We start from the raw sequence: 25,740 nt of genomic DNA on the forward strand, positions 1-25,740 counted from the left end.
CGCGGCCAGGAGACTCATCAATGCTGCGTTCCCTGATAGCGTTTGTGGTGCACCGGCGGCTCGTCGCCCTGTGTGCCACCCTGATCATCGCCATCTATGGCGTGTATTCATACCTGCACACGGCCATCGAGGCCTATCCCGATGTGACCAATGTGCAGGTCGGCGTGATTGCCCAGGCGCCGGGCCTGGCTCCCGAGGAGGTGGAGCGCCAGATCACCCAGCCGCTGGAGCGCGAGCTCAACGGCACGCCGGGCCTGGTGTCGCTGCGCTCGGAGAGCTACTTCGGCCTGGCCATGATCAACCTCGTCTTCAATGACGATGCCGACAGTTTCCATGCGCGCGCCGAGGTGTCGCAGCGCCTGCCCCAGGCCAATCTGCCCGACGGCGTCACGCCCGAGATGGCGCCCGACTACACGCCGCTGGGCAAGATCTTCTACTACCGCCTGAAGAGCGACCGCCACACGCTGGCACAGCTGCGCACCGAGCAGGAATGGCGCGTGGTGCGCACCCTCAAGCAGGTGCAGGGCGTGGCCGACGTGGTCAGCATCGGCGGCTTCGTCAAGGAGTACCACGTCGAGGTGGATCCCGAGAAGCTGTATGCGCTGGGCCTGTCGCTGGAAGACGTGAGCGATGCCCTGTCCAAGTCCAACCGCAACGTGGGCGGCGGCCTGATGCGCCGGGGCGAGCAGTCGCTGATCATCCGCGGCATCGGCCTGTTGCGCACGCCGCAGGAGATCCAGGGCGTGGTCGTGGCCATGCGCGGCAGCGCGCCCGTGACCATTGGCGACGTGGCGCGCGTGGTGCAGTCGCATACGCCGCGCCAGGGCTCGGTGGGCATGGATGATGCCGACGACGTGGTCCAGGGCATCGTGCTGCTCAAGCGCGGCGAGAACCCCTCTGTAGTGCTGGACCAGATCCATGCCAAGGTGGCCGCGCTCAATGACGGCGGCCTGCCCGAGGGCATGCACATGGAGACCAACTACGACCGCTCCGACCTGGTCGGCCACACGCTGGGCACGGTGCAGCACAACCTGCTGTTCGGCGCCACGCTGATCGTGGGCGTGCTGTGGCTGTTCCTGCGCAGTCTGCGCGGCTCGCTGATCGTGGCCACGGTGATCCCGCTGTCGCTGCTGGTGGCCTTCATCGGCCTGCACCTGCTGGGCATGCCGGCCAACCTGATCTCCATGGGCGCCATCGACTTCGGCATCATGGTGGACGGCGCCGTGGTGCTGGCCGAGAACATCATCCGCAACGCCCGCCTGCGCAAGCCGCAGACGCAGGCGGACATGCGCCACATCATCATCGACTCGGCCGTGGCCGTGGCCAAGCCCACGCTGTTCGCCATGGCCATCGTGATCGCGGCGCTGATCCCCGTGTTCTCGCTGGAAAGCATCGAGGGCCGCATCTTCCGTCCGCTGGCCATGACCTACAGCTTCGCGCTGCTGGGTGCCCTGGTCTTCGCCATGGGCCTGGTGCCGGCGCTGTGCGCGCTGTTCCTCAAGCCCCAGCACGTGATGGTGGAAGAGCCCAAGATCTTCGACCGCGCGCACCACGGCTACCAGCACTGGATCGGCACCCTGCTGGGTGCCGGGCGCCGCCGCGCCATCGTCATCGTCGGCTCGCTGGCCATCCTGGTGGCGGCCGGCCTGTCGGCGGCCTGGCTGGGCACGGAATTCCTGCCCGAGCTCGATGAAGGCGATGCCTATGTGCTGGTGCAGATGCCCGCATCGATCTCGCTGGAAAAGGGCCAGGAAGTGCTGCGCGACGTGCGCCTGCGCCTGAAGACCTTCCCCGAGGTGATCACCGTCACCACCGAGCAGGGCCGGCCCGAGTCCGGCACCGACAACGAGACGCTGAACCTGGCCAAGGTGCTGGTGCGCCTGAAGGGCCACGGCGAATGGCGCAAGGGCCTGACCAAGCCCCAGCTCATCGAGCAGATGCGCGCCACGCTGGGCGAAATTCCGGGCGTGTCGTTCAACTTCGCCCAGCCCATCCGCGACAGCGTGGAGGAATCGACGTCCGGCGCGCGCGGCCAGGTGGTGCTCAAGGTCTTCGGCCCCGACATTCCGCAGCTGCGCGCCATCCTGCAGCAGACCGTGGACCTGGTGAAGGACATCGATGGCGTGGTCGATCTGGGCCTGTACCGCGATGCGCCTGCACCCCAGGTCCACGTGGAGTTCGACCGCCAGTCGCTGGCGCGCCAGGGCATTGCCATGGAGACCGCGCAAAAGACGCTGGAGGCGGCGCTGGCCGGCAACATCTCCACCACGCTGTGGGAGGGCGAGTACCCCGTGCCCGTGCGCGTGCGCCTGCCCTATGTGGACCGCATGGATGAGGAGCGCATCCGCAACATCGCCATCCCCCTGCCCAACGGCGGCTCGGTGCCGCTGCATTCGGTGGGCCAGGTCGCCATCAAGATCGGCAACTCCTCCATCTTCCGCGAAGGCAATGCGCGCTACATGGCGCTCAAGTTCAACGTGGAAGGCCGCGACATCGGCTCCGTGGTCAAGGACACGCTGGCCACGTTCAAGAAGAACGTGAAGATCCCTGAGGGCTACCAGGCCGTCTGGGGCGGCGAGTGGGAGAACCAGCAGCGCGCGGCCGCACGCCTGAAGATCGTGGTGCCGCTGTCGCTGATCATCGTCTACGCCCTGCTGTTCGGCGCGCTGGGCCAGGCGCGCAGCGCCGGCATCATCTTGCTGTGCGCGCCCTTCACCATGGTGGGCGGCATCGCGGCCCTGCACTTTGCGGGCATCGAGCTGTCCATCAGCGCGGCCATCGGCTTCATCGCGCTGCTGGGACAGGTGGCGCTGGCCGGCCTGCTGGTGATCTCGGCCGTGGAGGAATTGCGACGGCAGGGCATGCCCATGATGCAGGCCCTGGTCGAGGGCGCTGCCGAGCGCATGCGCTCCATCGTGCTCGTGGCGCTGCTGGCGCTGCTGGGCCTGCTGCCCATGGCACTGTCCACGGGCGTGGGCAGCGAGACGCAAAAGCCCTTCGCCTCCGTGATCGTGGGCGGCATGGTGGTGCTGCCCCTGGTGGCCCTGGTGCTGCTGCCCGTGCTCTATGCGCTGCTGGGCCCCAAGAACATGTTGACGCAGGAAGAACTCGATGAAAAAGAGTGATAGCCCCCTGAGCGGCTTCGCCGCTTCCCCCTCTCGCTTCGCGGGGGGGACGACGCCCTCGCCGCGAGGCGGCTCTTGCTCGGCGTCCCTGGCTTTTGGTCGCGCCGGTTTTGCAGGCAGCGCCCGTTATCGGGCCCTGTTTGTGGCTGTGGCGCTGTGCTGGGGGGCGGGTTCTGCGCTTGCGCAGCAGGCTGTGCCCGCTGTACCGGGCGGGTCGGCTGTGCCGGCCATCACTGCGGCGCCTGCCTCCGAGGTGGCTCCGGCGGCTGCGCCGCAGCAGCCGGTGGGGATGCAGGAGTATCTGCAGATGGTGGTGCGCAACCAGCCCCAGCTGGCGGCGCAGCGGTTGCAGATCGGGATTGCGCAGGCGGACAGCCGCACGGCGGCGGCGTTTCCCAATCCCACGGCGTCGTACAGCAGCAAGCCGGGCGAGAAGCAGTGGGGCATCGAGCAGCCGCTGCCCATCTTCGGCCAGCGGCGTTTGCGCATGGAGAACGCGCGCAAGGGCGAGACGGCGGCGCGTGCCAATGTCGAGGTGGCCGTGGCCACCACGCTCAACGATGCAGCCACGGCCTTCATCGACCTGCTGATGACGCAGCAGCGCCTGAAGGTCTGGGAAGAGGCGCAGGAGTCGCTGAACGGCGCAGGCAATATCGTACGCGGCCAGATCGAGGCCGGCGCGCGCAGCCGCTATGACGGCGCGCGCCTGAGCCTGCAGCAGGCCCAGATGGCCATGCAGGTCAGCCAGGCCCAGTCGGACTGGCAGGACGCCGCCTCGCACGCCGCCGCCCTGGCCGCCCTGCCCCAATGGGCGCCGCGCGCCACGGGCAGCCTGCAGGCCGTGCCCGTGGGCCAGCTGCTGCACGAGCAGGAGCTGTGGGAGGCCGCGCGCCTGCGCCTGCCGGCCCTGGTGGCTGCCCAGGCCGAGCTGGACCAGCTGCGCCACAAGGTCGAGCTGGAACGCCGCGAAGCCCTGCCCACGCCCAGCGTGAGCGTGGCGCGCGTGCGCAACCGCCTTGACGGCAACTACAACCAGATCGGCGTGTCGGTGGAGCTGCCGCTGTTCGATCGCCGCGAAGGCCCCATCGCGCGTGCCCAGGTGGAGGCCGAACAGGCCCAGTTGCGCTACGACGCCGCGCTGATCGAGGCGCGTACCGAGCTGCAGCGCGCCATCAAGCAACTGAAGCTGCGCCGCGATGCCGTGCGCGCCTACGAAAAGCAGGGCCTGGCCCAGATCGCGCCGCTCAACCAGATGGCCCAGGACGCCTACAAGCTGGGCCAGGGCTCCATCCTGGAGCTGATCGATTCGCTGGGATCGATCAACGAGCACCGCCTGGAGCACCTGGACCTGGTCAAGGAAATGATGCTGGCCGAGTGGCAGGTGCGCGTGGCCAGCGGCGATCTGCCGATGTGGGCTGCGCCCTGACGGTTTCATGCGGCGCGGTGCTCTGGGATGCCGCGCGGCCCTGCCCCTAGCTGGAAAGAGGTGGTCAACATGCCGGCACCCCCACCGATCTCGGCGGAGTCTGGCGCGCCGTATAGTGTCTGCCTCAGTTTCGAGTCAGGCCCTGCCGCCCGCATGTACCGCTATCTCATCATCGAAGACGACGCGCTGAACGCGCGCTACATCGCCGAAGGCCTGCGCCAGCAGGGCGCGCAGGTGGCGGTGTGCAGCGATGGTGTGCAGGGCATCGCCATGGCCGTGGGCGAGAGCTGGGATGTGATCATCCTCGACCGCATGCTGCCCAACGGCTTCGACGGCCTGCAGATCCTGCAGACGCTGCGCTCCATGGGCAAGCAGACGCCGGTGCTGGTGCTCAGCGCCCTGTCGGCCACGGACGAGCGCGTGCGCGGCCTCAAGGCCGGCTGCGACGACTACCTGACCAAGCCCTTTGCCTTCTCCGAACTCTCGGCGCGCCTGGAGGCCCTGGTGCGCCGCGCCCAGATCCCGGCCCCCGCGCGCGAGATGCGCCTGGCCGACCTGCGGCTGAACCTGCTCACGCGCAGTGCCGAGCGCGCGGGCCAGCCGCTGGCCCTGCAGCCGCGCGAGTTCCGCCTGCTGGCGTTTCTGATGCAGCATGCGCACCAGATCGTCACGCGCACCATGCTGCTGGAGTCGGTGTGGGACTACCGGTTCGACCCGCAGACCAATGTCATCGACGTGCACATCAGCCGCCTGCGCGGCAAGGTGGACAAGGGCTTCGAGCCTGCGCTGATCCACACCGTGCGCGGCGTGGGCTACAGCCTGTCGGACCGGCCGCAGGACCTGCCGCAGGTGGCCTGATCCCATGTCGCTGGCCAAGCCCTGGAGCTCCACGGCCTTCCGGCTGGCGCTGACCTACGGCGTGCTGCTGGTGCTGACCATGTCCATCGTGCTGTCGGTGTTCTACGTGCAGACCGTGGGCGTGCTGCGCATGCGCATGGACCGGCAGGCCGAGAACCACATGCGCCGCCTGGTCGAGCACCGCGACAAGTACGGCGAGCCCGCGCTGGAGGCCGAGATCCAGCAGACCCTGCTGGACGGCGTCAACACCGATACCGAAATCCTCATCCTCATGGATGGCGACGGCAATCCCATCATTGGCAACGCCGACGTGGTGCCCGCACGCCGCCTGACGGAGATGGGCGTGCGCGATCTCAAGGTGCGGCGCAACGGCCGCATCATCGCGGGCCGCGTGGCCGTGGCCCAGCTGTCCGACGGCAAGCTGCTGGCCGTGGGCAGCGACATGCAGGTGCAAAGCGATGTGGAGGAGCTGTTCGGCCGCGCCAGCCTGTTGGCCGGCCTGGTGGCCCTGGGCATGGCCGTGCTGGGCGCCGGGGCCTTCCGGCGGGTGGTGGAAGAGCGTGCCGCCGACATCCGCAGCACCATGGCGCGCGTGGCCACGGGCGACCTGCGCCAGCGCATTCCGGTCACGCGCCGCGACGATGAGTTCACGCTGCTCAACCGCGACATCAACACCATGCTGGACCGGCTGGAGCTGCTGATGGACGGCATACGCCATGTCTCCAACACCATCGCCCACAACCTGCGCACGCCGCTGACGCGCATCCTGCTGCGCCTGCGCAATGCCCAGCAGGCCACGCCCGAGGAAAAGAACGAGACGCTGGCGCTGGTGGCCCAGGAAGTGGCCGAGCTGGGCGTGGTCTTCGACAAGCTGCTGCAGATTGCCGAAGTGGAAAGCGGCGCCAGCCGCAAGAACTTCGCGCCCGTGGACCTGCGTGCCCTGCTGGTGGACGTGGTGGAGTTCTACGAACCGCTGGTCGAGGACGCAGGCGGCGTGCTGCGCCTGGAGGTCGAGGGCACGCCCATGGCGCTGGGTGACGGCGACCTGCTGGCCAGCGCCGTGGCCAACCTCGTGGACAACGCCATCAAGTACGGATCACTGCCCGACAGCGACCACGGCGCCGACATGCTGCTGCGCGCGGGCGTGGCCCACGAGCACGGCATGGATGGCGGCGCCTGGGGCGTGGAAATCATCGTGCAGGACCGAGGCCCCGGCGTGGACGCGCAGACGCGCGAGAAGATGAGCACCCGCTTTTACCGCGCCGAATCGGACCGCGAAGGCTATGGCCTGGGCCTGGCCAGCGTGTTGGCCATCGTGCAGCTGCATGGCGGCAAGCTGGGCTTCGAGAACATGCATCCGGGCCTGCAGGCAAGGATCTGGCTGCCCGGGTTGCCCACGGCCTGAAGCCGTTTCAGCGGTCCTTGTGACCGTAGGCGCAAAAGCCGGGCTTGGGCCCCTTCTTGGGGTGCAGGCGACAGGTTTCGGGCCGCTTGTCGTAGACCGTGCAGCGCCGCGACTTGGCATCCAGGAAATTGCAGTCCCCGCTGGCGCGCCGCGCCATGGTGAAGATGTTGTGCTTGGGGTTGTAGTGGTCGATCAGCCGCATCTTCATCAGCCGCTTGGCGATGAGCTTGGGCTCCACGTTGTCCACCTCGAACGGATCCACCAGCTCCAGCCGCACCAGATCGGGCAGCTGCACCTCCAGCGGCATGGTGCAGCAGTTGGCCGCACAGCTGTCGCACATGCCGGGCTTGTATTTGCTCCAGGAGTCGAGGCGGTCGACGTCGACGATGCTGATGGGGGATCTCATGGTGGGGGGATGGGCGTGTGCAGGGCCGCTATTTTTCGCCAGAAAGCCCGGCGGCGGTTGCCGCGCCGGCGTAGCCAAGCGACGGGGCGGGTCTTTGGGGGACGCTGCCCCTGCATCCATCCCCTGGCCTTCAGGCCGGCCGCTTCCTCAACAGGTATTTCTGAAACCCGTCGGACACCCGCTCGTCGCGCTGGTTCAGCACCTCGGTGGCCAGGGTCAGCACGCCCGTGGTGTTGCCGGGCTTGAGCTCGGACACCGTCAGCGTGCAGTACAGCGTGTCGCCCACATGGACGGGGGCCAGGAAGCGGCTGCCCTGCTCCAGGAAGCCCTTGAGCGATTCCTCGACCATGTGCGGGAACAGGCCGGCGCCTGCCGCCGTCTGTATGGCCACCTGGTAGCCGTGGGCCAGCATATGGGGCATGCCGCGCGCGCGGCAGTACTCCACGTCGTAGTGCACGGGATGGTTGTCGCCGCTGGCCAGCTGGAAGGCGGCGAACAGGGCATCGGTCATGGTGCGCGAGGGCAGGGCGAAGACCTCGCCCAGCGCGAAGTCTTCAAAGTAGCGCTGGGCGCACAGGGATGGGTGGCGTGGCATGGCGACTCTCCTCAGTTCGCGCTCATGTGGGCGGCGCGGGCGACCTTGCCCCATTTGTCCAGTTCCTGCTTGAGGAAGGCGGCCAGCGCCTGGGGGCGCGGCTGCTTTTCCAGCACCAGGCCCATGTCGTAGGCCTTTTTCTGCAGCCCGGCATCGTCCACCGTGGCCTGCAGGCTGGACTGCAGGCGGGCAATCAGCGCTGGCGGCGTGCCTGCGGGGGCGAACACGGCGTTCCAGGTATAGGCCTCGTAGCCGGGCACCTGCTCGGCAATGGCAGGCGTGTCGGGCGTCTGCGGCAGGCGCTGGGCCATGGTGGTGGCCAGCAGGCGCACCGTGCCCGCCTTGACCTGGGCCAGGCCCGTGGGAGCGCTGTCCAGCATGAAGGCCAGGTGCCCGCCTATGAGGTCCTGTATGGCTGGCGCACTGCCCCGGTAGGGCACATGCTGGGCCCGGGTGCCCGCCATCAGGTTCAGCAGCTCCGCACCCAGATGCGGAGCGCTGCCCACGCCCGCCGAGGCATAGTTGACCTGGCCGGGCCGCGCCCGCAGATAGGCCAGGAAATCCGGCAGGCTCTGCACGGGCAGCCGCTTGTCCACCACCAGCACCAGCGGCGCCCTGGCGAGCAATCCCACGGGCGCGAAGTCTTCCTCCGTGCGGTAGCCCAGCTTGTCGTGGATGTAGGGATTGACGGCATGCGCCACCGTGGTCAGCAGCAGGGTGTAGCCGTCAGGGGCTGCCTTGGCAACCGCCTCCGTGCCCACCAGGGTGCCGGCGCCCGTGCGGTTCTCGATCACCACGGGCGTGCCCAGCTTCTGGCTCCAGACATCGGCCATGGCGCGGCCAAAGGTGTCGGTGGGGCCGCCCGCCGCATAGGGAATCACCAGCTTGATGGGGCGCGCCGGATAGTCCTGTGCTGCGGCCGCGCCGGCGGCCAGAAGCAGGGCGGTGAGAAGGGTTTGGCGTCTTGCCGTCTTGAAGTCCATAATTTTCTCCGTTGTCTCCTGGCGCCGACTATAGAAATGCGCGGCCAATGCAGCCAGTCGAATCATTGATAGGGCGGTTAGAAACCGTCTAACACCAAGGAAATGCTCCCGGCGGGCATGCAACGAATGCGATATGAATTGACGGATCTCAGGGTTTTCCTTGCGATTGCACAGGCCAAAAGCCTCAGCGCAGGCGCGGCTGAAATGCATTTGACGGCGCCATCGGCCAGCTACCGGCTCAAGAATCTGGAGCAGGCCATGGGTGCATCGCTGTTTGAAAGAACGTCCAAAGGCATGGTGCTCACTCCGGCCGGCATGACGGTCAAGAAATACGCCGATTCCATTTTCGGCAGCGTGGACCGCTTGCACGGAGAAATGCAAAGACACATCAACGGAATATCGGGCCATATCCGCGTCTTTGCCAACAGCAGCACGCTGACGGGAATTGCGCCCGTGCTCAGCCGCTATCTGGCCCATTATCCGAACGTCAATGTGGATCTGGAGGAGCGCCTGAGCGAAGACACGGTGCGCGCCGTGCTCGACGGCAGTGCCGACGTGGGCCTGGTGGCCGGCCAGATCGATCTGCATGGCCTGCATGCCATCACCTATGGCCACGATGAACTGGTGTTTGTGGTGCCCGCTGGCCACCCCTTGGCCGCCAGCAGCAGGGTACCGCTGGAAACCGCGCTGACCTACGACCTGGTCTCGATAGGCCGCAAGACCAGCAACTTCCTCTACCTCCAAGGCATGGCCTCCAGGATGGGCATGAATCCCAGGGTACGTGTGCACGCACCAACATTTGAGGCCGTGCTGCAGTGCGTGCAGGAAGGCGTGGGCATTGCGCTGGTGCCACGCTCCATTGCCCGGCCGGCGCTGCAGGCACGCAGGCTGGCTGCCGTGGGCCTGGACGAGGCCTGGGCGCAGCGCGAGCAGAGGGTGGTCACGCGCGAACCCGAAACCCTGCCCGCCTATGCCCGCGATTTCGTGGCCTATGTGGCGGCCCAGCCTTTGCCCGAGGAAGGCGCCGTGCAGGAATCACTGCCTTAGAAGATTTGAAATTCCACTTAGAAAATGCCGACTGGCTGGGTGATGGTTGCACTTCTAGAATGCGGCGAATCGAATATTCGCCTCGTTCAAGAAAATGCAGACACGCCCATTGGATGGTTTGACGGTATTGGCCATGGAACACGCCGTGGCAGGGCCTTTTGCCAGCCGGCAGCTGGCGGACCTGGGGGCCAGGGTCATCAAGCTGGAGCGATTGCCCGATGGGGATTTTGCACGGGGCTATGACGAAAAGGTCCATGGTGAATCATCCTTTTTTGTCTGGGCCAATCGTGGAAAGCAAAGCCTGTCCGCAGATATCAAGACCGCCGAAGGGCAGCATATCGTCGGGAAAATACTGGAAAACGCCGATATCCTGATCCAGAACCTGGCCCCGGGTGCCATGCAGAGAATGGGCATGGATTTCGACAGCCTGCATGAGAAATATCCGCGTCTCATCGTCTGCGATATATCGGGCTATGGCGAGGGCGGCCCGCTCAGCGACAGGAAGGCCTACGACCTGCTGATCCAGGCGGCAGCCGGCCTGATCTCGGTCACGGGCACGCCCGACCAGCCCGCGCGCGTGGGCATTTCCATCGCCGACATCGCGGCCGGCATGTATGCCTACTCGGGCATTTTGTCCGCCCTGCTGCAGCGCGCCCGCACGGGCCGGGGCCTGCGCGTGGAGGTGTCCATGTTGGAGGCGCTGGCCGAATGGATGTCCTACCCGCTGAACTTCGCCCACTACGGCGGCACGGCGCCCGCGCGCAGCGGGCTGACCCATCCTTCCATCGCGCCCTATGGCCAGTACACGGCCGGTGATGGCCAGAGCCTGATCTTCGGCCTGCAGAACGACCGCGAATGGCACAGCTTCTGCACCCATGTGCTGCAGCAGCCCGCGCTGGCGCAGGACGCGCGCTTTGCCACCAACCTGCAGCGCGTGGCGCACCGCGCGGAACTCGACGCGGTGATCGCATCCGTGCTGGCTCACCTGAGCCGCGAACAGGCCATGCAGCGCCTGGATGCAGGCGGCATCGCCAACGCGCCGCTCAACGACATGCACGCGGTCTGGAACCATCCGCAATTGCAGGCGCGCGAACGCTGGCGCGAGGTGGCCACGCCCACCGGCAGCATCCAGGCCCTGCTGCCCCCGGCCACGCTGTCGGATGCCGAAGCCGCCATGGGCGCCGTGCCCGCGCTGGGCGAGCATACGCAGGCGCTGTGGGAGGAGTTTTGCGGGCGGTGAACATGGCCAGGGGGCCAGGGTCCGGCCATGAAAAAAGCGCTCCTTGCAGAGCGCTTTTTGCAGTGTGCCGTTCGGCTGGATCAGACGTCGATATTGCCCGCCCGCAGCGCATTCGTCTCGATGAATTCCCGGCGTGGCTCCACTTCGTCGCCCATGAGCATGGTGAACACGCGGTCGGCCTCGATGGCGTCGCCGATCTGCACCTGCAGCAGGCTGCGCACGGTGGGGTCCATGGTGGTTTCCCACAACTGCTCGGGGTTCATTTCGCCCAGGCCCTTGTAGCGCTGGCGGGCCGTGGTGCGTTCGGCTTCGTGCAGCAGCCATTGCATGGCCTGGCGGAAGTCGCCGGCCTTGTCGCTCTTGGCCTTTTCGCCTTCGCCACGCGTGACCTTGGCGCCTTCGCCCAGCAGGCCGTTGAAGTTCTGGGCTTCGTCGGCCAGCGCGGCGTAGTCGTGGCTGCGCACGAACTCCTGGGTGAGGATGGAGCTCTTGATGTTGCCGTGGTGGTGGCGGCTGATGCGCAGCACGGGCTTTTCGGAGACCGGAACGATTTCGGCCGTGACCTCGGCGGGCACGCCCGTGGTGGTCAACTCGCGCAGCTTGGCCTCCAGGATGGGGGCGCAGGCCTGGGCCGCCTCGATGCTGTCCAGCGTGATCTGCACGCCGTCGGCGATGGCGCGCAGGGCCTCGGCATCCATGAAGTTGGACAGGCGGTCGATGACGGTCTCGGCGGCCAGGTGCATGTTGGCCAGCTTGGCCAGTTCCTCGCCGTCCAGCGTGCGCGGGTTGGCGCCGCCGGTGCTGACGCTGGCGTTCATCAGCGCGATGCGCAGCAGGTACTGGTTGAGCGCGGGGCCGTCCTTGATGTACAGCTCTTCCTTGCCGTTCTTGACCTTGTACAGCGGCGGCTGGGCGATGTAGATGTGGCCGCGCTCGACCAGGTCCGGCATCTGGCGGTAGAAGAAGGTCAGCAGCAGGGTGCGGATGTGGGCGCCGTCCACGTCCGCGTCGGTCATGATGATGATGCGGTGGTAGCGCAGCTTGTTGGGGTCGAAGTCGTCGCTGCCGCTCTTGCCCGATTCGGCCGTGGCCTTGCCGATGCCGGTGCCCAGGGCCGTGATCAGGGTGACGATTTCGTTGCTGGTCAGCAGCTTTTCGTAGCGGGCCTTTTCCACGTTCAGGATCTTGCCGCGCAGCGGCAGGATGGCCTGGAACTTGCGGTCGCGCCCTTGCTTGGCCGAGCCGCCGGCGGAGTCACCCTCGACGATGTAGATCTCGCACAGCGCCGGGTCCTTTTCCTGGCAGTCGGCCAGCTTGCCGGGCAGGCCCATGCCGTCGAGCACGCCCTTGCGGCGCGTCATCTCGCGGGCCTTGCGCGCGGCCTCGCGGGCACGCGCGGCATCGACGATCTTGCTGCACAGGATCTTGGCGTCGTTGGGCTTTTCTTCCAGGTAGTCGGTCAGCGCCTTGGCGACGATGTCTTCCACGGGCGCGCGCACTTCGCTGGAGACCAGCTTGTCCTTGGTCTGGCTGCTGAACTTGGGTTCGGGCACCTTCACGGACAGCACGCAGCACAGGCCTTCGCGCATGTCGTCGCCGCTGACCTCGACCTTGGCCTTCTTGGCCAGTTCGTTCTGCTCGATGTACTTGCCGATCACGCGCGTCATGGCGGCGCGCAGGCCCGTCAGGTGGGTGCCGCCGTCGCGTTGCGGGATGTTGTTGGTGAAGCACAGCACCTGTTCGGCATAGCTGTCGTTCCACTGCATGGCGACTTCGACGCCGATCTCGGTGCCGGGGATGCCGCCGTAGCTTTCCGCAGGACGCGTGCCGTTGGCGTGGAAGGCCGTGGGATGCAGCACCTTCTTGTTGGCGTTGATGAACTGCACGAAGCCCATGACGCCGCCAGCGCCGGAGAAGTCGTCCTCGCGGCCGTCGCGCTCGTCCTTGAGGCGGATGCGCACGCCGTTGTTCAGGAAGGACAGTTCGCGCAGGCGCTTGGCCAGGATCTCGTAGCGGAACTCATGGTTCTGCGTGAAGATTTCCGTGTCGGGCAGGAAGTGGACCTTGGTGCCGCGCTTGTCGCTCTTGCCGACCACGCGCATGGGCGAGACCTCGACGCCGTCCACGATCTCGATCGGGCGGTTCTGCACGTGGCCGCGCGAGAAGTCGATTTCGTAGACCTCGCCGTCGCGGCGCACGTTGAGCTTGAGCCAGATGGACAGCGCGTTCACGCAGGACACGCCCACGCCGTGCAGGCCGCCCGAGACCTTGTAGCTGTTCTGGTTGAACTTGCCGCCGGCGTGCAGTTCGGTGAGGGCGATCTCGGCCGCCGAGCGCTTGGGCTCGTGCTTGTCGTCCATCTTCACGCGCGTGGGGATACCGCGGCCGTTGTCGATGACGGACAGGGAGCCATCGGCATGGATGGTGACCAGGATGTCGTCGCAGTAGCCGGCCAGGGCTTCGTCGATGGAGTTGTCCACCACTTCGAAGACCAGGTGGTGCAGGCCCGTGCCATCGGAGGTATCGCCGATGTACATGCCGGGGCGCTTGCGCACGGCCTCCAGGCCTTCGAGGATCTGGATCGCGCCTTCGCCATAGCCGCTGGAGTCTGAGCCTTCGGGGGCAATGGTCTGGTTTTCTGGCTTGTTCTCGTCGGTCATGGAAGGCCCTGGGGTAGTTCCGTCGGAAGCTGTCGCTTCGCTTGAAAATGTTCGATTCGGCCGCTGGCGCGGTGCGTAGGGACGCGCGCTGCGGGCTACGAGTCGGGTAGGGTGGTTGCGCACCGTGCACCGGCTTGTGCCACCGGGCGGCGGGTGCAGGGGTTGCGCAATGTGTCAGGCATCGGTGTCGTGTGGCGCGCGGTCAGATGCGCATGGGCATCACGACGTACTTGAAGCTGTCGTTCTCGGGGATGGTCAGCAGGGCCGAGCTGTTGCCGTCCTGCAGGTCGATCCTGATCATGTCCTGGCTCATGTTGGACAGGGCGTCGATCAGGTAGGTGACGTTGAAGCCGATCTCGATGGTGTCGCCACCGTAGTCGATGTCCAGCTCGTCCATGGCCTCTTCCTGCTCGGCGTTGTTGGACGCCACGCGCAAGGTGCCGGGCTCCACCGTCAGGCGCACGCCCTTGAACTTGTCGCTGGTCATGATGGCCGTGCGCTGCAGGCTGGCCAGCAGCGGGGCGCGGCCCAGGGTCACGCTGTTGGTGTGGTTGCGCGGGATGACACGGTTGTAGTCGGGGAACTTGCCCTCGACCAGCTTGGTCACGAACTCCATGCCGCCAAAGGTGAACTTGGCCTGGTTGTTGGCGAACTGCATCTCGATGTGGGGCTGGTTCTCGCCACCGGCATCCGACAGCAGGCGCTGCAGCTCCAGCACGGTCTTGCGCGGCAGGATCACTTCCTGCTTGGGCACTTCCACGTCCAGCTGGCTGCTTGCGAACGCCAGGCGGTGGCCGTCGGTGGCCACCAGGGACAGCTGCTTGCCCTCGGCCACGAACAGGATGCCGTTGAGGTAGTAGCGGATGTCCTGCACGGCCATGGCGAAGGAGACCTGGCCCAGCAGGTCCTTGAGTACCTTCTGCGGTACGCTGAAGGAAGGGCCGAAGGCCGCAGCCTCCTGCACCAGCGGGAAGTCCTCGGCCGGCAGGGTCTGCAGCGTGAAGCGGCTCTTGCCGCCCTTGAGCACCATCTTGGCCTGCTGGGTCTCCAGGCTCACGGTCTGGTCGCCGGGCATGGTCTTGAGGATGTCGATCAGCTTGCGCGCGCCCACGGTGGTGGTGAAGTCGCCGGTGTCGCCGCCGAGCTCGGCGGTGGTGCGGATCTGGATTTCCAGATCGCTGGTGGTCAGCTGCAATGCGTTGCCGGTCTTCTTGATCAGCACGTTGGCCAGGATGGGCAACGTGTGGCGGCGTTCGACGATGCCGGACACCGATTGCAGGACCGCGAGAACTTTGTCTTGTGTGGCTTTCAGGACGATCATGTCAACCTCTGATTTAAGGATGCGGGTCTCGGTAGGAGCGGCGGCTCACAAATGAGCCCCCTCTTGCCGCTCGAATCCCCCATTTTGCCGCGTACATACGACCAGAATGGGGGAGTTTTCATCAACCTTTGAGAGTTTGCTCCAGCACGTGCAGCTGCTGGTTCAGCTCGGTCAGTTGCTGGCGTTCGCCGGCGATCTTGCGCACCGCGTGCAGCACGGTGGTGTGGTCGCGCCCGCCGAACAGCTCGCCGATCTCGGGCAGGCTCTTCTGGGTCAATTCCTTGGCCAGGTACATGGCAATCTGGCGCGGCCGGGCGATGCTGGCCGGGCGCTTCTTGCTGTACATGTCGGCCACCTTGATCTTGTAGTAATCGGCCACCGTCTTCTGGATGTTCTCCACACTGATCTGGCGGTTCTGGATGGACAGCAGATCACGCAGGGCCTCGCGGGCCAGCTGGATGGAGACTTCCTTCTGGTTGAAGCGCGAATAGGCCAGGATCTTGCGCAGCGCGCCTTCGAGCTCGCGCACGTTGGAGCGCACGTTCTTGGCCACGAAGAAGGCGACTTCCTCGGGCATCTCGGCGTTCTCGGCGCGGGCCTTGTTGATCAGGATGGCCACGCGCATCTCCAGCTCGGGCGGCTCGATGGCCACCGTCAGCCCGGAGTCGAAGCGCGATACCAGCCGCTCGTGGATGTTCGCCAGACCCTTGGGATAGGTGTCCGAGGTCATCACGATGTGGCTCTTCTTGGCCAGCAGCGCCTCGAAGGCGTTGAAGAACTCCTCCTGCGTGCGGTCCTTGTTGGCGAAGAACTGCACGTCGTCGATCAGCAGCAGATCCAGCGAGTGGTAACGCTCCTTGAATTCGTCAAAGGTGCGGCGCTGGTAGGCCTTGACCACATCCGAGACGAACTGCTCGGCATGGATGTAGAGAACTTTGGCGTCGGGCTTGTCGGCCAGCAGCTTGTTGCCCACGGCATGCACCAGGTGGGTCTTGCCCAGGCCTACGCCGCCGTAGATGAACAGCGGGTTGTACAGGTGTCCGGGCGAGCCCGCCACATGCATGGCGGCCGAGCGTGCCATCCGGTTGGCCGTACCTTCCACCAGGGTCTCGAAGGTCAGCGCGGCGTTCAGGCGCGTGCGAAAGACGGGCGCTGCCGCGTCTTCGCTGGTGACCGTGGGCACCGAGGTGACGATGGTTTCCGGCGGGGCCGAGCGCTCGCTGGAGGAGGGGCGGACGTAAGTCCGCACAACGCTTTCCCGCTGAGCGAGTGCCAACTCAAGCGTCACCGGCTGGCCATAGAGCGACTCCAGCATGGCCGAGATGCGGCCTGCATATTGGGCGCGGATCCAGTCGAGCTTGAAGCGGTTGGCCACGTAGACGGTGACTTTGGAGAAGTCTTCGGCGACGTGCGCGGTCAGGGGCTTGATCCAGGTGTTGAACTGCTGTTCGGGCATTTCCTGCCCCAGTTGCTCAACGCAGACTTGCCACAGGCCCTGGCCTGCATCGTTCGTAGGTTCCTCTGTCATTGTCGAAGTCTAGTTGTGGATAGGAGGAACTGTTGCGAGGCTGCCATTGTAGCTTTTGCGGAAGTTATCCACAAAATATCAGGAGCTTGTCCTCCGCCTTGTCGCAAAATGGGCAGGCATCCTTCGGGTTCGAAGGGCATTGCATCAAGTGGACAACGCTGTGATAATCGCGGGTTTCCCTGAATGTGTTCAGGGTGATATGTCCCGCCCGTCTGCATCGGGTCTGCATGCTGCCGCTGGCGGCCTTGGGCGAAACCTCTCGGGGTTGCTCCTTGGGCTGCACATGGCAAGTGCATCGTGCAGATTTTTGGCAGGTGGCCTGGCGGTTTGCCTTTGTGGCGGCTGCTGGCTGCACTGCGTGTAGCGTGCCGGATACGGGACCGGTGCAAAACTGAACCTTCTCTAGGAACCAACATGAAACGTACTTACCAACCCTCCAAGACCCGTCGCGCCCGCACCCACGGCTTTCTGGTCCGCATGAAGACCAAGGGCGGCCGCGCCGTGATCAACGCTCGCCGCGCCAAGGGCCGCAAGCGTCTGGCCGTCTAAGGCCAGCCATTGCTGGGCGGTTTGCTCGCTGCACTGAACCCCTGAACGGGGTGCTGGCATGCAACGGCTGAAAACACGTCCGCAGTTTCAGGCCGCCATGGCTGCCGGTACGGTATCGCGTACCGCGCATTTCGCCCTGCACCGTCTCGTTCTGACGGAGCAGGGCGGCGCCATGGCGCCACCGACAGGGCCCGGGTCGCAAGACCCGCAGGCCCTGTTCGGCGTTGGCGCCGTGCGCCAGGATGCTTGGCTGGGCGCCATGGTGCCCAAGCGCTGGGCGCGCCGCTCGGTGACGCGACACACCATCAAGCGGCAGATCTATGCCGTGGGCAGCGAGCATGAGACCCTGATGCTCCAAGGCGCCCATGTGGTGCGGCTGCGCTCGGGCTTTGACCGGCGCCAGTTCGTGAGCGCCACTTCTGATGTGCTCCGGCAGGCCGTGCGCGCCGAGCTGCAGCAGTTGTTCGCCTATGCGGCGAAACGCCTGTCGCAGCCTGCGCCCGAGCTCCCGCAGCCCGCACAGGAGCGCGCCGCAGCCGCTGGCGAGAGCATCGGGGTTGCGCCATGATGCAGCGGCTGCTGATGGCGCTGGTGCGCGGCTATCGGCTGATGCTCAGTCCCTGGCTGGGCTCGGCCTGCCGCTTCACGCCCACCTGCTCTGCCTATTCCCTTGAAGCGTTGGAGCAACACGGCGCTGCGGTAGGCTCCTACCTGACGCTGCGCCGCCTGGCGCGCTGTCATCCGTGGTGTGACGGGGGGCATGACCCTGTGCCAGAGCAAAAGCCCAGGCTGTTCACCAGCCTGACGGCTGCGCCCGAAAACACCCAACCTTCCTCACCTAAGAAGTCTTCATGAACGATATTCGCCGCACCATCCTGTGGGTGATATTTGGCTTTTCGCTGGTCTTGCTATGGGACAAATGGCAAGTGCACAGCGGCAAGAAGGCCACTTTTTTCCCCGCGCCTGCCGTCGCCACGGCCCCGGCACCTGAAACGGGCAAGGCGCCCGGCGATGCCAGCGTGCCCTCGGCGGCTGCTGCGGCAACGGCCGGTGCCGGCGAAGTGCCTGGCGGCGCTGCCGCCGCGCCCGAGGCAGCCCCGCGCCAGAACGTCACCATCAGCACCGACGTGCTGCGCCTGACCTTCGACAGCCAGGGCGGCACGCTGCGCCATGCCGAGCTGCTCAAGTACGCGGATTCCGTGCACAAGGACAAGCCAGTGGTGCTGTTCGACGAGAGCGTGCACCGCGTGTACCTGGGCCAGTCGGGCCTGATCGGCGGCGGTTTCCCCACGCACAAGACGACCATGACCGCGCTGCCCGGCGCGCGCGAGCTCAAGGACGGCGAGGACCAGATGGAACTGCGCTTCGAGTCGCCCGACATGGGTGGCGTGAAGCTGGTCAAGATCTGGACGCTCAAGCGCGGCGCCTACGACATCGGCGTGCGCCATGAAGTGGTGAACACCGGCACGGCGGCCGTGAGCCCGCAGCTGTACCTGCAACTGGTGCGCGACGGCAACAAGCCCGAAGGCGAACAGTCCACCATGTACTCCACCTTCACGGGCCCGGCCGTCTACACCGACGAGAAGAAGTACCAGAAGGTCGAGTTCAAGGACATCGAGAGCGGCAAGGCCAGCGTCGAGAAGTCGTCCTCGGGCGGCTACGTGGCCATGGTCCAGCATTACTTCGCCAGCGCCTGGCTGCTGGCCGAAGGCATCCAGCGCGACAACTTCCTGCGCAAGGTGGACAACAACCTCTACGCCGTCGGCATGATCACGCCGGTGGGCACCATCGAGCCTGGCCAGAGCAAGAGCGTGGAAGCGCGCCTGTTCGCCGGTCCCCAGATCGAAAAGCGCCTGGAATCGCTGGCGCCCGGGCTGGAGCTGGTCAAGGACTATGGCTGGCTGACCATCCTGGCCAAGCCGCTGTACTGGCTGCTGGACAAGCTGCACGGCTTCCTGGGCAACTGGGGCTGGTCCATCGTGGCCCTGGTGCTGCTGCTGAAGATCGCCTTCTACTGGCTCAATGCCAAGGCCTACTCCTCGATGGCCAAGATGAAGGCCATCAACCCGCGCATCATGGAAATGCGTGAGCGCCTCAAGGACAAGCCCCAGCAGATGCAGCAGGAGATGATGCGCATCTACCGCGAGGAAAAGGTCAACCCCATGGGCGGCTGCCTGCCCATCATCATCCAGATCCCGGTATTCATCGCGCTGTACTGGGTGCTGCTGTCCAGCGTGGAAATCCGCAACGCGCCCTGGATCGGCTGGATCACCGACCTGTCGGCCAAGGATCCTCTGTTCATCCTGCCCGTGCTGATGACCCTGTCCTCGCTGCTGCAGACCGCGCTGAACCCCGCTCCGCCGGATCCGATGCAGGCCAAGATGATGTGGATCATGCCCCTGGTCTTCAGCGTGATGTTCTTCTTCTTCCCGGCCGGCCTGGTGCTGTACTGGCTGACGAACAACATCCTGTCCATCGCCCAGCAGTGGATCATCAACACCCGCATGGGCGTGCCGCCGCAGTTCAACCTGCCCAAATTCGGCAAGTCCACGCCTGCCAAGTAAGCCTGCGAAGGCCCTGGCTCCAAAGCCCGCTTCGGCGGGCTTTTTCATGGGCGGCCTATCATCGGCGGCCTGAAATCCCTCCCAAGAAAGCTCCATCCATGCTGCCCCGCCACAACGACCCCATCGCCGCCATCGCCACCGCCCCGGGGCGGGGTGCCGTGGGCATCGTGCGTGTGTCCGGCAAGGGCGTGGCGCCGCTGGTGCGGGCGCTGTGCGGGCGCGACCTCAAGCCGCGCGAGGCCACCTATCTGCCGTTTCGCGATGCCCAGGGCGGCCCCATCGACCACGGCCTGGCCCTGTTCTTCCCGGCGCCGCACAGCTATACCGGCGAGGATGTGCTGGAGCTTCAGGCCCACGGCGGCCCCGTCGTTCTGCAACTGCTGCTGGCGCGCTGCCTGGAGGCTGCGCAAGCCTCTGGCGAAGGCCATCGCAGCGTGCTGCCGGGCCTGCGCCTGGCCCAGCCCGGTGAATTCACCGAGCGTGCCTTTCTCAACGACAAGATCGACTTGGCCCAGGCCGAGGCCATTGCCGACCTGATCGACGCCAGCACCGAGGCCGCCGCGCGCAGTGCGAGCCGTTCGCTGTCGGGCGCTTTTTCCGAGGAAATCCATGGCCTGCGCGACGCGCTGGTGCACCTGCGCATGCTGGTCGAGGCCACGCTGGACTTTCCCGAGGAAGAGATCGACTTCCTGCAAAAAGCCGATGCCAGCGGCCAGCTCGCACGGCTGCGTGGCAAGCTGGACCAGGTGCTGTCGCGCGCCCACCAGGGTGCGCTGTTGCGCGAAGGCATCAAGGTCGTGATCGCGGGCCAGCCCAACGCGGGCAAGAGCTCGCTGCTCAACGCGCTGGCCGGTGCGGAACTGGCCATCGTCACCCCGATTGCCGGTACTACGCGCGACAAGGTGCAGCAGACCATCCAGATCGAGGGCGTGCCCCTGCATGTGATCGACACGGCAGGCCTGCGCGAGAGCAGCGACGAGGTCGAGCGCATCGGCATCGCGCGCGCCTGGGACGAGATCGCCGCGGCCGATGCCGTGCTCTTCCTGCACGACCTCACACGCATGGGCGAGCACGACTACCTGGCGGCCGACGCCGCCATTGCCGAAATCCTTGCCCAGAAGCTGCCGCGCCAGGTGCCCGTCATCGATGTCTGGAACAAGACCGATCGCGCGGAACCCGCCCAGATGCAGGCGCATGGCGGCCGTGAAGGCAGCGTGGCACTGTCGGCACGCACGGGCGACGGCCTGGATGCCCTGCGCCGGCGCCTGCTGGACGTGGCCGGCTGGCAGTCGGCCCCAGAAGGCCTGTACCTGGCGCGCGCGCGCCATGTGGAGGCACTGCAGGCCGTGGCCGCCCACCTGCAGGAGGCCGAGCTGCAGCTGGCGGCCCAGGCCGCCCACCTGGACTTGCTGGCCGAGGAACTGCGCCTGGCCCAGGTCTCGCTGAACTCCATCACCGGGGAATTCAGCTCCGACGATCTGCTGGGCGTGATCTTTTCCAGCTTCTGCATCGGCAAGTGACCGGGCTGCCGGATGGCCCCGGCCCCATTCGCACAGCCAGCAGAGTTGCTGCAATACTTATCTTTTGCTACAAAATTTGCCGCCGAAAACCCGCTTGTCGGCATTGGCGTGCCCGCTGCCGTCGCTTAGCATGCGGCGTGCCGCAGCGGCCCTCGTCGCTGCCTGCCGCCGGGCGCAGCCCTGGCGCGGGTGCGCGGCCCAATTCGAACCGGATCCGCCATGTCTTCTTCCTCCCACAATGATTTGCGGCCACTGGCCCAGGCCATGTCGTCGGCCGTGGCTGTCGATGGTGTGCAGAACGCGCTGACCTTGGAGCAATGGGATCTGCTGGCGCCCTACCTGGTGCCGGTCACGCTGGCGGCGGGCGAGCTGCTGTTTGCCGAAGGTTCGCTGGACCGCAATCTGTACTTCGTGGAGTCCGGCAGCCTCAGCGTGCACTACCAGGATGCGAAGGAGCGCATCCGCCTGGCCATCGTCGGCCCGGGTTCCATCCTGGGCGAGGGCGCCTTCTTCGCCCACCGTGCGCGCCATGCCACCGTGCAGGCGGCTGCGCCGGGACGGCTTTGGTGCCTGACGGCCATGCGCTTCGCCGAACTCAGCAATCGCCAGCCCGGTGTGGCGCTGGCCCTGGTCATGGCGGCCGGGCAGGTGCTTGCCCGCCGTGCGGTGGACAGCCGTCGCCGGGTGGCCAGTACCTGAAAGGCTCCCGGGCAGCACCTGGGACGGGGCACTCTGCGGGCGCGGGGCGGTGACAGGCCGGCCTTTGCGCTGCGACAAATTGATACAGCGGTTTTGCTGCGGCCGTGCTCGAAATGTCGCAAAGTTGCAGGCACAATGCCGCGAGTTTGTGACTATTCGTGACAATGAGAGCCCCCATGTCTGTGTTCAACTGGTTTTCCCGCAAGCCTGTGCCGGAGCAGGGCCGTGGTTCGCCCGGAGACGATGGCCAGGCCAGTGCCGTGGCGCGTCGTGATGCAGGGCCCGGCGGGCGCCGCAGCGAGCGTTCCGAGCGCCGTGAGCAGCTCTACGGTGTGGTGCGCGATGTCATGGTGCGTGCCGGTGTGTTGTCCGCCAGCTACAAGTTCAAGGTGCTCTCGCTGGACAACGTGGGCCAGCGCTTCGTGGTGATGATGGACCTGGCGCGGGCCTATGCCAGCGAAACCGCGCGGCTCAGCGAGATCGAGGCCATGCTGGCCCAGGCGGCCAAGGCCCGCATGGGTGCGGTCGTGACGGCCGTGTACTGGCGGGTCAGCGACCAGAACGCTGCAGCCCAGGCCCAAGCCCAGGTGCATTCCGCAGCGACGCGCGCCCCGCGTCCCGCCCCGCCCATGGCCGTCCCGGTGGTGGCCGCGATGGAGGCGGCAGCGCCCCAGCGCCGCAGGCAGGACATGGCGCCGTTCGAACCCATAGACGATCAGGAAATGGCCGCCTTCAAGCTCGCCGTGGCAGCCATGCCCGCAACCGGGCGGGGAGCGGGTTCTGCAGGCTCTGCTGCAGCGGCTCCCGCTGGTGTGCGCCGCTCGGGCCCCTTGCTCGGGCCGGGCGCAGGCGATCGCGGTGCGGACTTTCCCCACAGCACGCTGGACCACCTGGACCTGGGCGTCACCCAGTACGGCGAACTGCGCTGACCGGGCTGCGGCCTGGCTCAGTGGCCGGCGAAATCCACCAGCGTGAACAGCGGCAGTCCACTATCGCGCAGCAAGGTGGAGCCGCCCAGCTCGGGCAGGTCCACGATGGCCGCACCCTCGATCACGGTGGCGCCGAGTTTTTCCAGCAGCCGCTTGCCGGCCATCATGGTGCCGCCGGTGGCGATCAGGTCGTCGATCAGCAGCACGCGGTCGCCCGCCTTGACGGCGTCGGTGTGCAGCTCCACGGTGGCACTGCCGTATTCGAGTTCATAGGTTTCCTCCACCGTGGTGAAGGGCAGCTTGCCCTTTTTGCGGATGGGTACAAATCCCACGCCCAATTCGTGGGCCACCACGGCGCCCAGGATGAAGCCGCGCGCATCAAGCCCGGCCACCACATCGGGGCGCATGCCGCGCTGCATGTAGCGGTGCACGAAGGCGTCGGTCATCACGCGAAAGACCTGCGGGTCCTGCAGCAGCGGCGTGATGTCGCGGAACTGCACGCCGGGCGCCGGCCAGTCGGGAACGGTGCGTATGTGCGTGCGCAGGTAATCGTTGACGCTGGGGGTGGTATGCATGGCGCTGGATCGGGGGCTGGAGAAGACGGGCCAGTGTACCCAGGCGCCCGATGGCGACCGCCGCCGCCGGATGGCCAGACCGCCTAAAATCATCCAGATGAATTCTGATGCTGCCACCCTGGATGCGCTGGACACGCCCCGTGCCCTGCGCTTGGCCCGCGACACCCTGGGCATCGAGGCCGATGCCCTTCAAGCCATGTCGCAGCGCCTTGATGGCGTGTTCGGCGAAGTGGTGCAGCGCATCCTGCGGCTGTCCGGCCGCGTCGTCGTGATGGGCATGGGCAAGAGCGGCCATGTCGGGCGCAAGGTGGCCGCCACCCTGGCTTCCACGGGCACGCCTGCGTTCTTCGTGCATCCGGCCGAGGCCAGCCATGGCGATCTGGGCATGGTGACCGGCATTGACCTGGTGCTGGCGCTGTCCAACAGCGGCGAGGCCGATGAGCTCGCTGCGCTGCTGCCGGCCATCAAGCGCCAGGGCATTGCGCTGGTGGCCATGACCGGCGGCGCGCAATCCACGCTGGCCCGCCATGCCGACTGGGTGCTGGACACCCGTGTCGAGCGCGAGGCCTGCCCCCTGAACCTGGCGCCCACGGCCAGCACCACCGCGCAGATGGCCATGGGCGACGCCCTGGCCGTGGCCCTGCTCGATGCGCGCGGCTTTGGCGCCGAGGACTTTGCGCGCTCCCATCCGGGCGGTGCGCTGGGCCGCAAGCTGCTGACCCATGTGCGTGATGTCATGCGCAGCGGCGATGAGCTGCCGAAGGTCGGGGCCGATGCCAGCTTTGTCGAACTGATGCGCGAGATGAGCGCCAAGGGCCTGGGCTGCTCGGCCATCGTCGATGGGGCAGGCGTGCTGCAGGGCATCTTCACCGACGGAGACCTGCGCCGCCGCGTGGAGGCCGGCACCGACCTGCGCGCGCTGCAGGCCGGCGATGTCATGCACAAGGGGCCCCGCACCATCGCCGAAGACGCGCTGGCCGTGGACGCCGCCAGCATGATGGAGGAGCACGGCATCACCGCGGTGCTGGTGGCCGATGCGCAGCGCCAGCTGCGCGGCGTGGTCCATATCCGCGACCTGATGCGCGCCAAGGTGATCTGATGGCACGCGCTCCTTTGACGCCCGTGCAGAACTGGGACGCACAACTGCTGCTGCTGGCACAGGATGTGCGGGTGGCCTTCTTCGATGTCGATGGCGTGCTCACCGATGGCGGCCTGCTGTTCTCTGGCGAAGGCGAGGTGCTCAAGCGCTTCAACACGCTGGACGGCCATGGCCTGAAGCTGCTGCAAAAGGCCGGCATCACGCCCGCCGTGGTGACGGGCCGCGATTCGCCGGCCCTGCGCCTGCGGCTGAGCAACCTGGGCGTCACGCATGCGCGCTTTGGCACGGAAGACAAGGTGCCTGCCGCCGAGGCCATTCTGGGCGAGCTGGGCCTGCAGTGGCACCAGGCGGCAGCCATGGGCGACGACTGGCCCGACCTGCCCGTGATGCGGCGCTCCGCCTTTGCCTGCGCGCCGGCCAACGCCCATGACGAGGTGCTGGCCGTGGCCGACTGGATCACGCCGCGCAGCGGTGGCGAAGGGGCGGTGCGCCAGCTGTGCGACCTGCTGCTGGCCGCGCGTGGCGCCTATGCCGGGCTGCTGGCGGAATACGCATCATGATCCAGGCTTGGCGCCGCGTCGGTGACCGGCTTTCCCTGTACCTGCCCGTGCTGCTGATGGGCCTGCTGGCGCTGGGCACCTGGTGGCTGGTGCGCAATGCACCGCAGCCCGTGGCCAGCGGCACCGAAAAGGCCGTGGCGCATGAGCCCGACTACTTCATGAAGGATTTCTCGATCAAGAGCTTCGACGCCACGGGGCGGCTCAAGAGCCAGATCGAGGGCAGCATGGGCCGCCACTATCCGGATACCGACACCCTCGAAATCGACAACGTGCGCATGTTCGCGGTCTCGCCTGAAGGCCGCATCACGCGCGGCAGCGCCAAGCGGGCGCTGAGCAATGCCGATGGTTCCGAGGTGCAGATGTTTGGCAATGCCGTCGTCACGCGCGAGCCATTTGTGACAGCAGGTAAACAACCGCAGCCGCAGTTGCAATTCCAGGGCGAATTCCTGCACGCCTGGCCCAACGAGGAAAGAGTGAGTTCCAACCAGCCCGTGGTGCTGACCCGTGACAAGGACCGTTTCACGGCCGACAGCATGCAGTACAGCAACCTGGATCTGGTGATGAAGCTGCAGGGCCGCGTGCGCGGCACCCTGCAGCCGTCCAGGACCAAGTAAGGCGCCAGCGCAAGCGCAGGCCTGCCGATGGAGAACA

The 25,740-nt window shown here is 66.4% G+C and carries 23 protein-coding genes; 16 read left to right on the forward strand and 7 right to left on the reverse strand.

Annotated elements, in window-relative coordinates; genetic code table 11:
* Nucleotides 1-20 precede the first annotated feature (20 nt).
* The 4 genes from LGR64_RS28085 to LGR64_RS28100 all read left to right on the forward strand — a co-directional run bounded on the left by LGR64_RS28085 (nt 21) and on the right by LGR64_RS28100 (nt 6,814).
* Nucleotides 21-3,125, forward strand: coding sequence for an efflux RND transporter permease subunit (locus LGR64_RS28085; RefSeq protein WP_230357460.1), 3,105 nt, complete (start codon nt 21-23; stop codon nt 3,123-3,125).
* A gap of 289 nt (nt 3,126-3,414) precedes the next feature.
* Nucleotides 3,415-4,551, forward strand: a complete 1,137-nt coding sequence (locus LGR64_RS28090) for a TolC family protein (protein WP_224986423.1) — start codon at nt 3,415-3,417, stop codon at nt 4,549-4,551.
* Nucleotides 4,552-4,704: 153 nt separating this feature from the next.
* The gene (locus LGR64_RS28095; protein WP_017407046.1) at nt 4,705-5,409 is read left to right on the forward strand and encodes a response regulator transcription factor; all 705 of its coding nucleotides are present in this window, start codon (nt 4,705-4,707) and stop codon (nt 5,407-5,409) included.
* Nucleotides 5,410-5,413: 4 nt separating this feature from the next.
* Complete coding sequence (locus tag LGR64_RS28100) at nt 5,414-6,814, forward strand: sensor histidine kinase (RefSeq protein WP_013799933.1); 1,401 nt, start codon at nt 5,414-5,416, stop codon at nt 6,812-6,814.
* Nucleotides 6,815-6,821: 7 nt separating this feature from the next.
* Here LGR64_RS28100 and LGR64_RS28105 read toward each other — a convergent pair whose 3' ends face one another.
* From LGR64_RS28105 to LGR64_RS28115, 3 genes are all read right to left on the reverse strand, one after another.
* On the reverse strand, nt 6,822-7,220 hold the full coding sequence (locus LGR64_RS28105; protein ID WP_013799932.1) for a YkgJ family cysteine cluster protein: 399 nt from the start codon (nt 7,218-7,220) through the stop codon (nt 6,822-6,824).
* A gap of 130 nt (nt 7,221-7,350) precedes the next feature.
* Nucleotides 7,351-7,815 carry a MaoC family dehydratase gene (locus tag LGR64_RS28110; protein ID WP_016447265.1) on the reverse strand — a complete coding sequence of 155 codons (465 nt, stop codon included), beginning with the start codon at nt 7,813-7,815 and terminating at the stop codon, nt 7,351-7,353.
* 11 nt (nt 7,816-7,826) lie between these two features.
* Entirely contained in the window at nt 7,827-8,798 is a 972-nt protein-coding gene (locus tag LGR64_RS28115; protein ID WP_099751006.1) for a tripartite tricarboxylate transporter substrate binding protein, read from the reverse strand.
* Nucleotides 8,799-8,924: 126 nt separating this feature from the next.
* Between LGR64_RS28115 and LGR64_RS28120 the strand changes: the two genes are divergently transcribed.
* Nucleotides 8,925-9,845: a LysR family transcriptional regulator gene (locus tag LGR64_RS28120; protein WP_141833183.1), complete on the forward strand. Its 921-nt coding sequence runs from the start codon at nt 8,925-8,927 to the stop codon at nt 9,843-9,845.
* 133 nt (nt 9,846-9,978) lie between these two features.
* Complete coding sequence (locus LGR64_RS28125) at nt 9,979-11,085, forward strand: CaiB/BaiF CoA transferase family protein (RefSeq protein ID WP_230357462.1); 1,107 nt, start codon at nt 9,979-9,981, stop codon at nt 11,083-11,085.
* An 80-nt stretch (nt 11,086-11,165) separates the two neighbouring features.
* Here the strand turns inward: LGR64_RS28125 and gyrB are convergent, their stop codons facing one another.
* The 3 genes from gyrB to dnaA all read right to left on the reverse strand — a co-directional run bounded on the left by gyrB (nt 11,166) and on the right by dnaA (nt 16,594).
* Nucleotides 11,166-13,745, reverse strand: coding sequence for a DNA topoisomerase (ATP-hydrolyzing) subunit B (gene gyrB, locus LGR64_RS28130; protein ID WP_230357464.1), 2,580 nt, complete (start codon nt 13,743-13,745; stop codon nt 11,166-11,168).
* A 202-nt stretch (nt 13,746-13,947) separates the two neighbouring features.
* Nucleotides 13,948-15,066, reverse strand: coding sequence for a DNA polymerase III subunit beta (gene dnaN / locus LGR64_RS28135; RefSeq protein WP_012201942.1), 1,119 nt, complete (start codon nt 15,064-15,066; stop codon nt 13,948-13,950).
* Nucleotides 15,067-15,187: 121 nt separating this feature from the next.
* Nucleotides 15,188-16,594 carry a chromosomal replication initiator protein DnaA gene (dnaA, locus tag LGR64_RS28140; RefSeq protein WP_012201941.1) on the reverse strand — a complete coding sequence of 469 codons (1,407 nt, stop codon included), beginning with the start codon at nt 16,592-16,594 and terminating at the stop codon, nt 15,188-15,190.
* A 414-nt stretch (nt 16,595-17,008) separates the two neighbouring features.
* Here dnaA and rpmH point away from each other — a divergent pair, with 414 nt between their 5' ends.
* The 7 genes from rpmH (at nt 17,009) to LGR64_RS28175 (ending at nt 22,855) form a co-directional block, all read left to right on the forward strand.
* Nucleotides 17,009-17,143, forward strand: coding sequence for a 50S ribosomal protein L34 (gene rpmH, locus LGR64_RS28145; RefSeq protein ID WP_012207856.1), 135 nt, complete (start codon nt 17,009-17,011; stop codon nt 17,141-17,143).
* Between the two features lie 58 nt (nt 17,144-17,201).
* On the forward strand, nt 17,202-17,711 hold the full coding sequence (locus LGR64_RS28150; protein ID WP_012207855.1) for a ribonuclease P protein component: 510 nt from the start codon (nt 17,202-17,204) through the stop codon (nt 17,709-17,711).
* Entirely contained in the window at nt 17,708-17,998 is a 291-nt protein-coding gene (yidD, locus tag LGR64_RS28155; RefSeq protein ID WP_012207854.1) for a membrane protein insertion efficiency factor YidD, read from the forward strand. Before LGR64_RS28150 ends, yidD begins: the two co-directional genes overlap by 4 nt.
* The gene (gene yidC, locus LGR64_RS28160) at nt 17,995-19,707 is read left to right on the forward strand and encodes a membrane protein insertase YidC (RefSeq protein ID WP_012207853.1); all 1,713 of its coding nucleotides are present in this window, start codon (nt 17,995-17,997) and stop codon (nt 19,705-19,707) included. Before yidD ends, yidC begins: the two co-directional genes overlap by 4 nt.
* Before the next feature lie 98 nt (nt 19,708-19,805).
* Nucleotides 19,806-21,227 (forward strand): tRNA uridine-5-carboxymethylaminomethyl(34) synthesis GTPase MnmE, encoded by a 1,422-nt coding sequence (gene mnmE, locus LGR64_RS28165; protein WP_230357466.1) that lies wholly within the window; start codon nt 19,806-19,808, stop codon nt 21,225-21,227.
* Nucleotides 21,228-21,446: 219 nt separating this feature from the next.
* A complete protein-coding gene (locus LGR64_RS28170; RefSeq protein ID WP_012207851.1) occupies nt 21,447-21,926 on the forward strand; it encodes a Crp/Fnr family transcriptional regulator in 480 nt (159 codons plus the stop codon).
* 176 nt (nt 21,927-22,102) lie between these two features.
* Entirely contained in the window at nt 22,103-22,855 is a 753-nt protein-coding gene (locus LGR64_RS28175) for a hypothetical protein (protein ID WP_230357468.1), read from the forward strand.
* 17 nt (nt 22,856-22,872) lie between these two features.
* Here the strand turns inward: LGR64_RS28175 and LGR64_RS28180 are convergent, their stop codons facing one another.
* Nucleotides 22,873-23,430 (reverse strand): adenine phosphoribosyltransferase, encoded by a 558-nt coding sequence (locus tag LGR64_RS28180; RefSeq protein ID WP_012207849.1) that lies wholly within the window; start codon nt 23,428-23,430, stop codon nt 22,873-22,875.
* A gap of 97 nt (nt 23,431-23,527) precedes the next feature.
* On the opposite strand from LGR64_RS28180, the gene LGR64_RS28185 reads away from it, so the two are divergent.
* Genes LGR64_RS28185 through lptC form a run of 3 tightly spaced genes read left to right on the forward strand, consistent with a single transcriptional unit; the run spans nt 23,528 to nt 25,703 of the window.
* Nucleotides 23,528-24,529 carry a KpsF/GutQ family sugar-phosphate isomerase gene (locus LGR64_RS28185; protein ID WP_230357470.1) on the forward strand — a complete coding sequence of 334 codons (1,002 nt, stop codon included), beginning with the start codon at nt 23,528-23,530 and terminating at the stop codon, nt 24,527-24,529.
* Nucleotides 24,529-25,089: a KdsC family phosphatase gene (locus LGR64_RS28190; RefSeq protein ID WP_012207847.1), complete on the forward strand. Its 561-nt coding sequence runs from the start codon at nt 24,529-24,531 to the stop codon at nt 25,087-25,089. Before LGR64_RS28185 ends, LGR64_RS28190 begins: the two co-directional genes overlap by 1 nt.
* Complete coding sequence (lptC, locus tag LGR64_RS28195; protein WP_013804806.1) at nt 25,086-25,703, forward strand: LPS export ABC transporter periplasmic protein LptC; 618 nt, start codon at nt 25,086-25,088, stop codon at nt 25,701-25,703. The genes LGR64_RS28190 and lptC overlap by 4 nt, the downstream gene beginning before the upstream one ends.
* Nucleotides 25,704-25,740: the final 37 nt, after the last annotated feature.

The sequence above is a fragment of the Delftia sp. Lp-1 genome, from assembly GCF_020523835.1.
Classification (GTDB): Bacteria; Pseudomonadota; Gammaproteobacteria; order Burkholderiales; family Burkholderiaceae_C; genus Comamonas; species Comamonas acidovorans.

Bases quoted from the DNA above. Each gene is read 5' to 3' on its own strand.
- rpmH (WP_012207856.1), top strand. From the start codon at position 17,009: ATGAAACGTACTTACCAACCCTCCAAGACCCGTCGCGCCCGCACCCAC.
- gyrB (WP_230357464.1), bottom strand. From the start codon at position 13,745: ATGACCGACGAGAACAAGCCAGAAAACCAGACCATTGCCCCCGAAGGC.
- LGR64_RS28180 (WP_012207849.1), bottom strand. From the start codon at position 23,430: ATGCATACCACCCCCAGCGTCAACGATTACCTGCGCACGCACATACGC.
- lptC (WP_013804806.1), top strand. From the start codon at position 25,086: ATGATCCAGGCTTGGCGCCGCGTCGGTGACCGGCTTTCCCTGTACCTG.
- LGR64_RS28120 (WP_141833183.1), top strand. From the start codon at position 8,925: ATGCGATATGAATTGACGGATCTCAGGGTTTTCCTTGCGATTGCACAG.
- LGR64_RS28085 (WP_230357460.1), top strand. From the start codon at position 21: ATGCTGCGTTCCCTGATAGCGTTTGTGGTGCACCGGCGGCTCGTCGCC.
- LGR64_RS28190 (WP_012207847.1), top strand. From the start codon at position 24,529: ATGGCACGCGCTCCTTTGACGCCCGTGCAGAACTGGGACGCACAACTG.
- dnaN (WP_012201942.1), bottom strand. From the start codon at position 15,066: ATGATCGTCCTGAAAGCCACACAAGACAAAGTTCTCGCGGTCCTGCAA.
- LGR64_RS28125 (WP_230357462.1), top strand. From the start codon at position 9,979: ATGGAACACGCCGTGGCAGGGCCTTTTGCCAGCCGGCAGCTGGCGGAC.
- yidC (WP_012207853.1), top strand. From the start codon at position 17,995: ATGAACGATATTCGCCGCACCATCCTGTGGGTGATATTTGGCTTTTCG.
- yidD (WP_012207854.1), top strand. From the start codon at position 17,708: ATGATGCAGCGGCTGCTGATGGCGCTGGTGCGCGGCTATCGGCTGATG.
- LGR64_RS28150 (WP_012207855.1), top strand. From the start codon at position 17,202: ATGCAACGGCTGAAAACACGTCCGCAGTTTCAGGCCGCCATGGCTGCC.
- mnmE (WP_230357466.1), top strand. From the start codon at position 19,806: ATGCTGCCCCGCCACAACGACCCCATCGCCGCCATCGCCACCGCCCCG.
- LGR64_RS28170 (WP_012207851.1), top strand. From the start codon at position 21,447: ATGTCTTCTTCCTCCCACAATGATTTGCGGCCACTGGCCCAGGCCATG.
- LGR64_RS28110 (WP_016447265.1), bottom strand. From the start codon at position 7,815: ATGCCACGCCACCCATCCCTGTGCGCCCAGCGCTACTTTGAAGACTTC.
- LGR64_RS28105 (WP_013799932.1), bottom strand. From the start codon at position 7,220: ATGAGATCCCCCATCAGCATCGTCGACGTCGACCGCCTCGACTCCTGG.
- LGR64_RS28185 (WP_230357470.1), top strand. From the start codon at position 23,528: ATGAATTCTGATGCTGCCACCCTGGATGCGCTGGACACGCCCCGTGCC.
- LGR64_RS28090 (WP_224986423.1), top strand. From the start codon at position 3,415: ATGCAGGAGTATCTGCAGATGGTGGTGCGCAACCAGCCCCAGCTGGCG.
- LGR64_RS28095 (WP_017407046.1), top strand. From the start codon at position 4,705: ATGTACCGCTATCTCATCATCGAAGACGACGCGCTGAACGCGCGCTAC.
- LGR64_RS28100 (WP_013799933.1), top strand. From the start codon at position 5,414: ATGTCGCTGGCCAAGCCCTGGAGCTCCACGGCCTTCCGGCTGGCGCTG.
- LGR64_RS28115 (WP_099751006.1), bottom strand. From the start codon at position 8,798: ATGGACTTCAAGACGGCAAGACGCCAAACCCTTCTCACCGCCCTGCTT.
- dnaA (WP_012201941.1), bottom strand. From the start codon at position 16,594: ATGACAGAGGAACCTACGAACGATGCAGGCCAGGGCCTGTGGCAAGTC.
- LGR64_RS28175 (WP_230357468.1), top strand. From the start codon at position 22,103: ATGTCTGTGTTCAACTGGTTTTCCCGCAAGCCTGTGCCGGAGCAGGGC.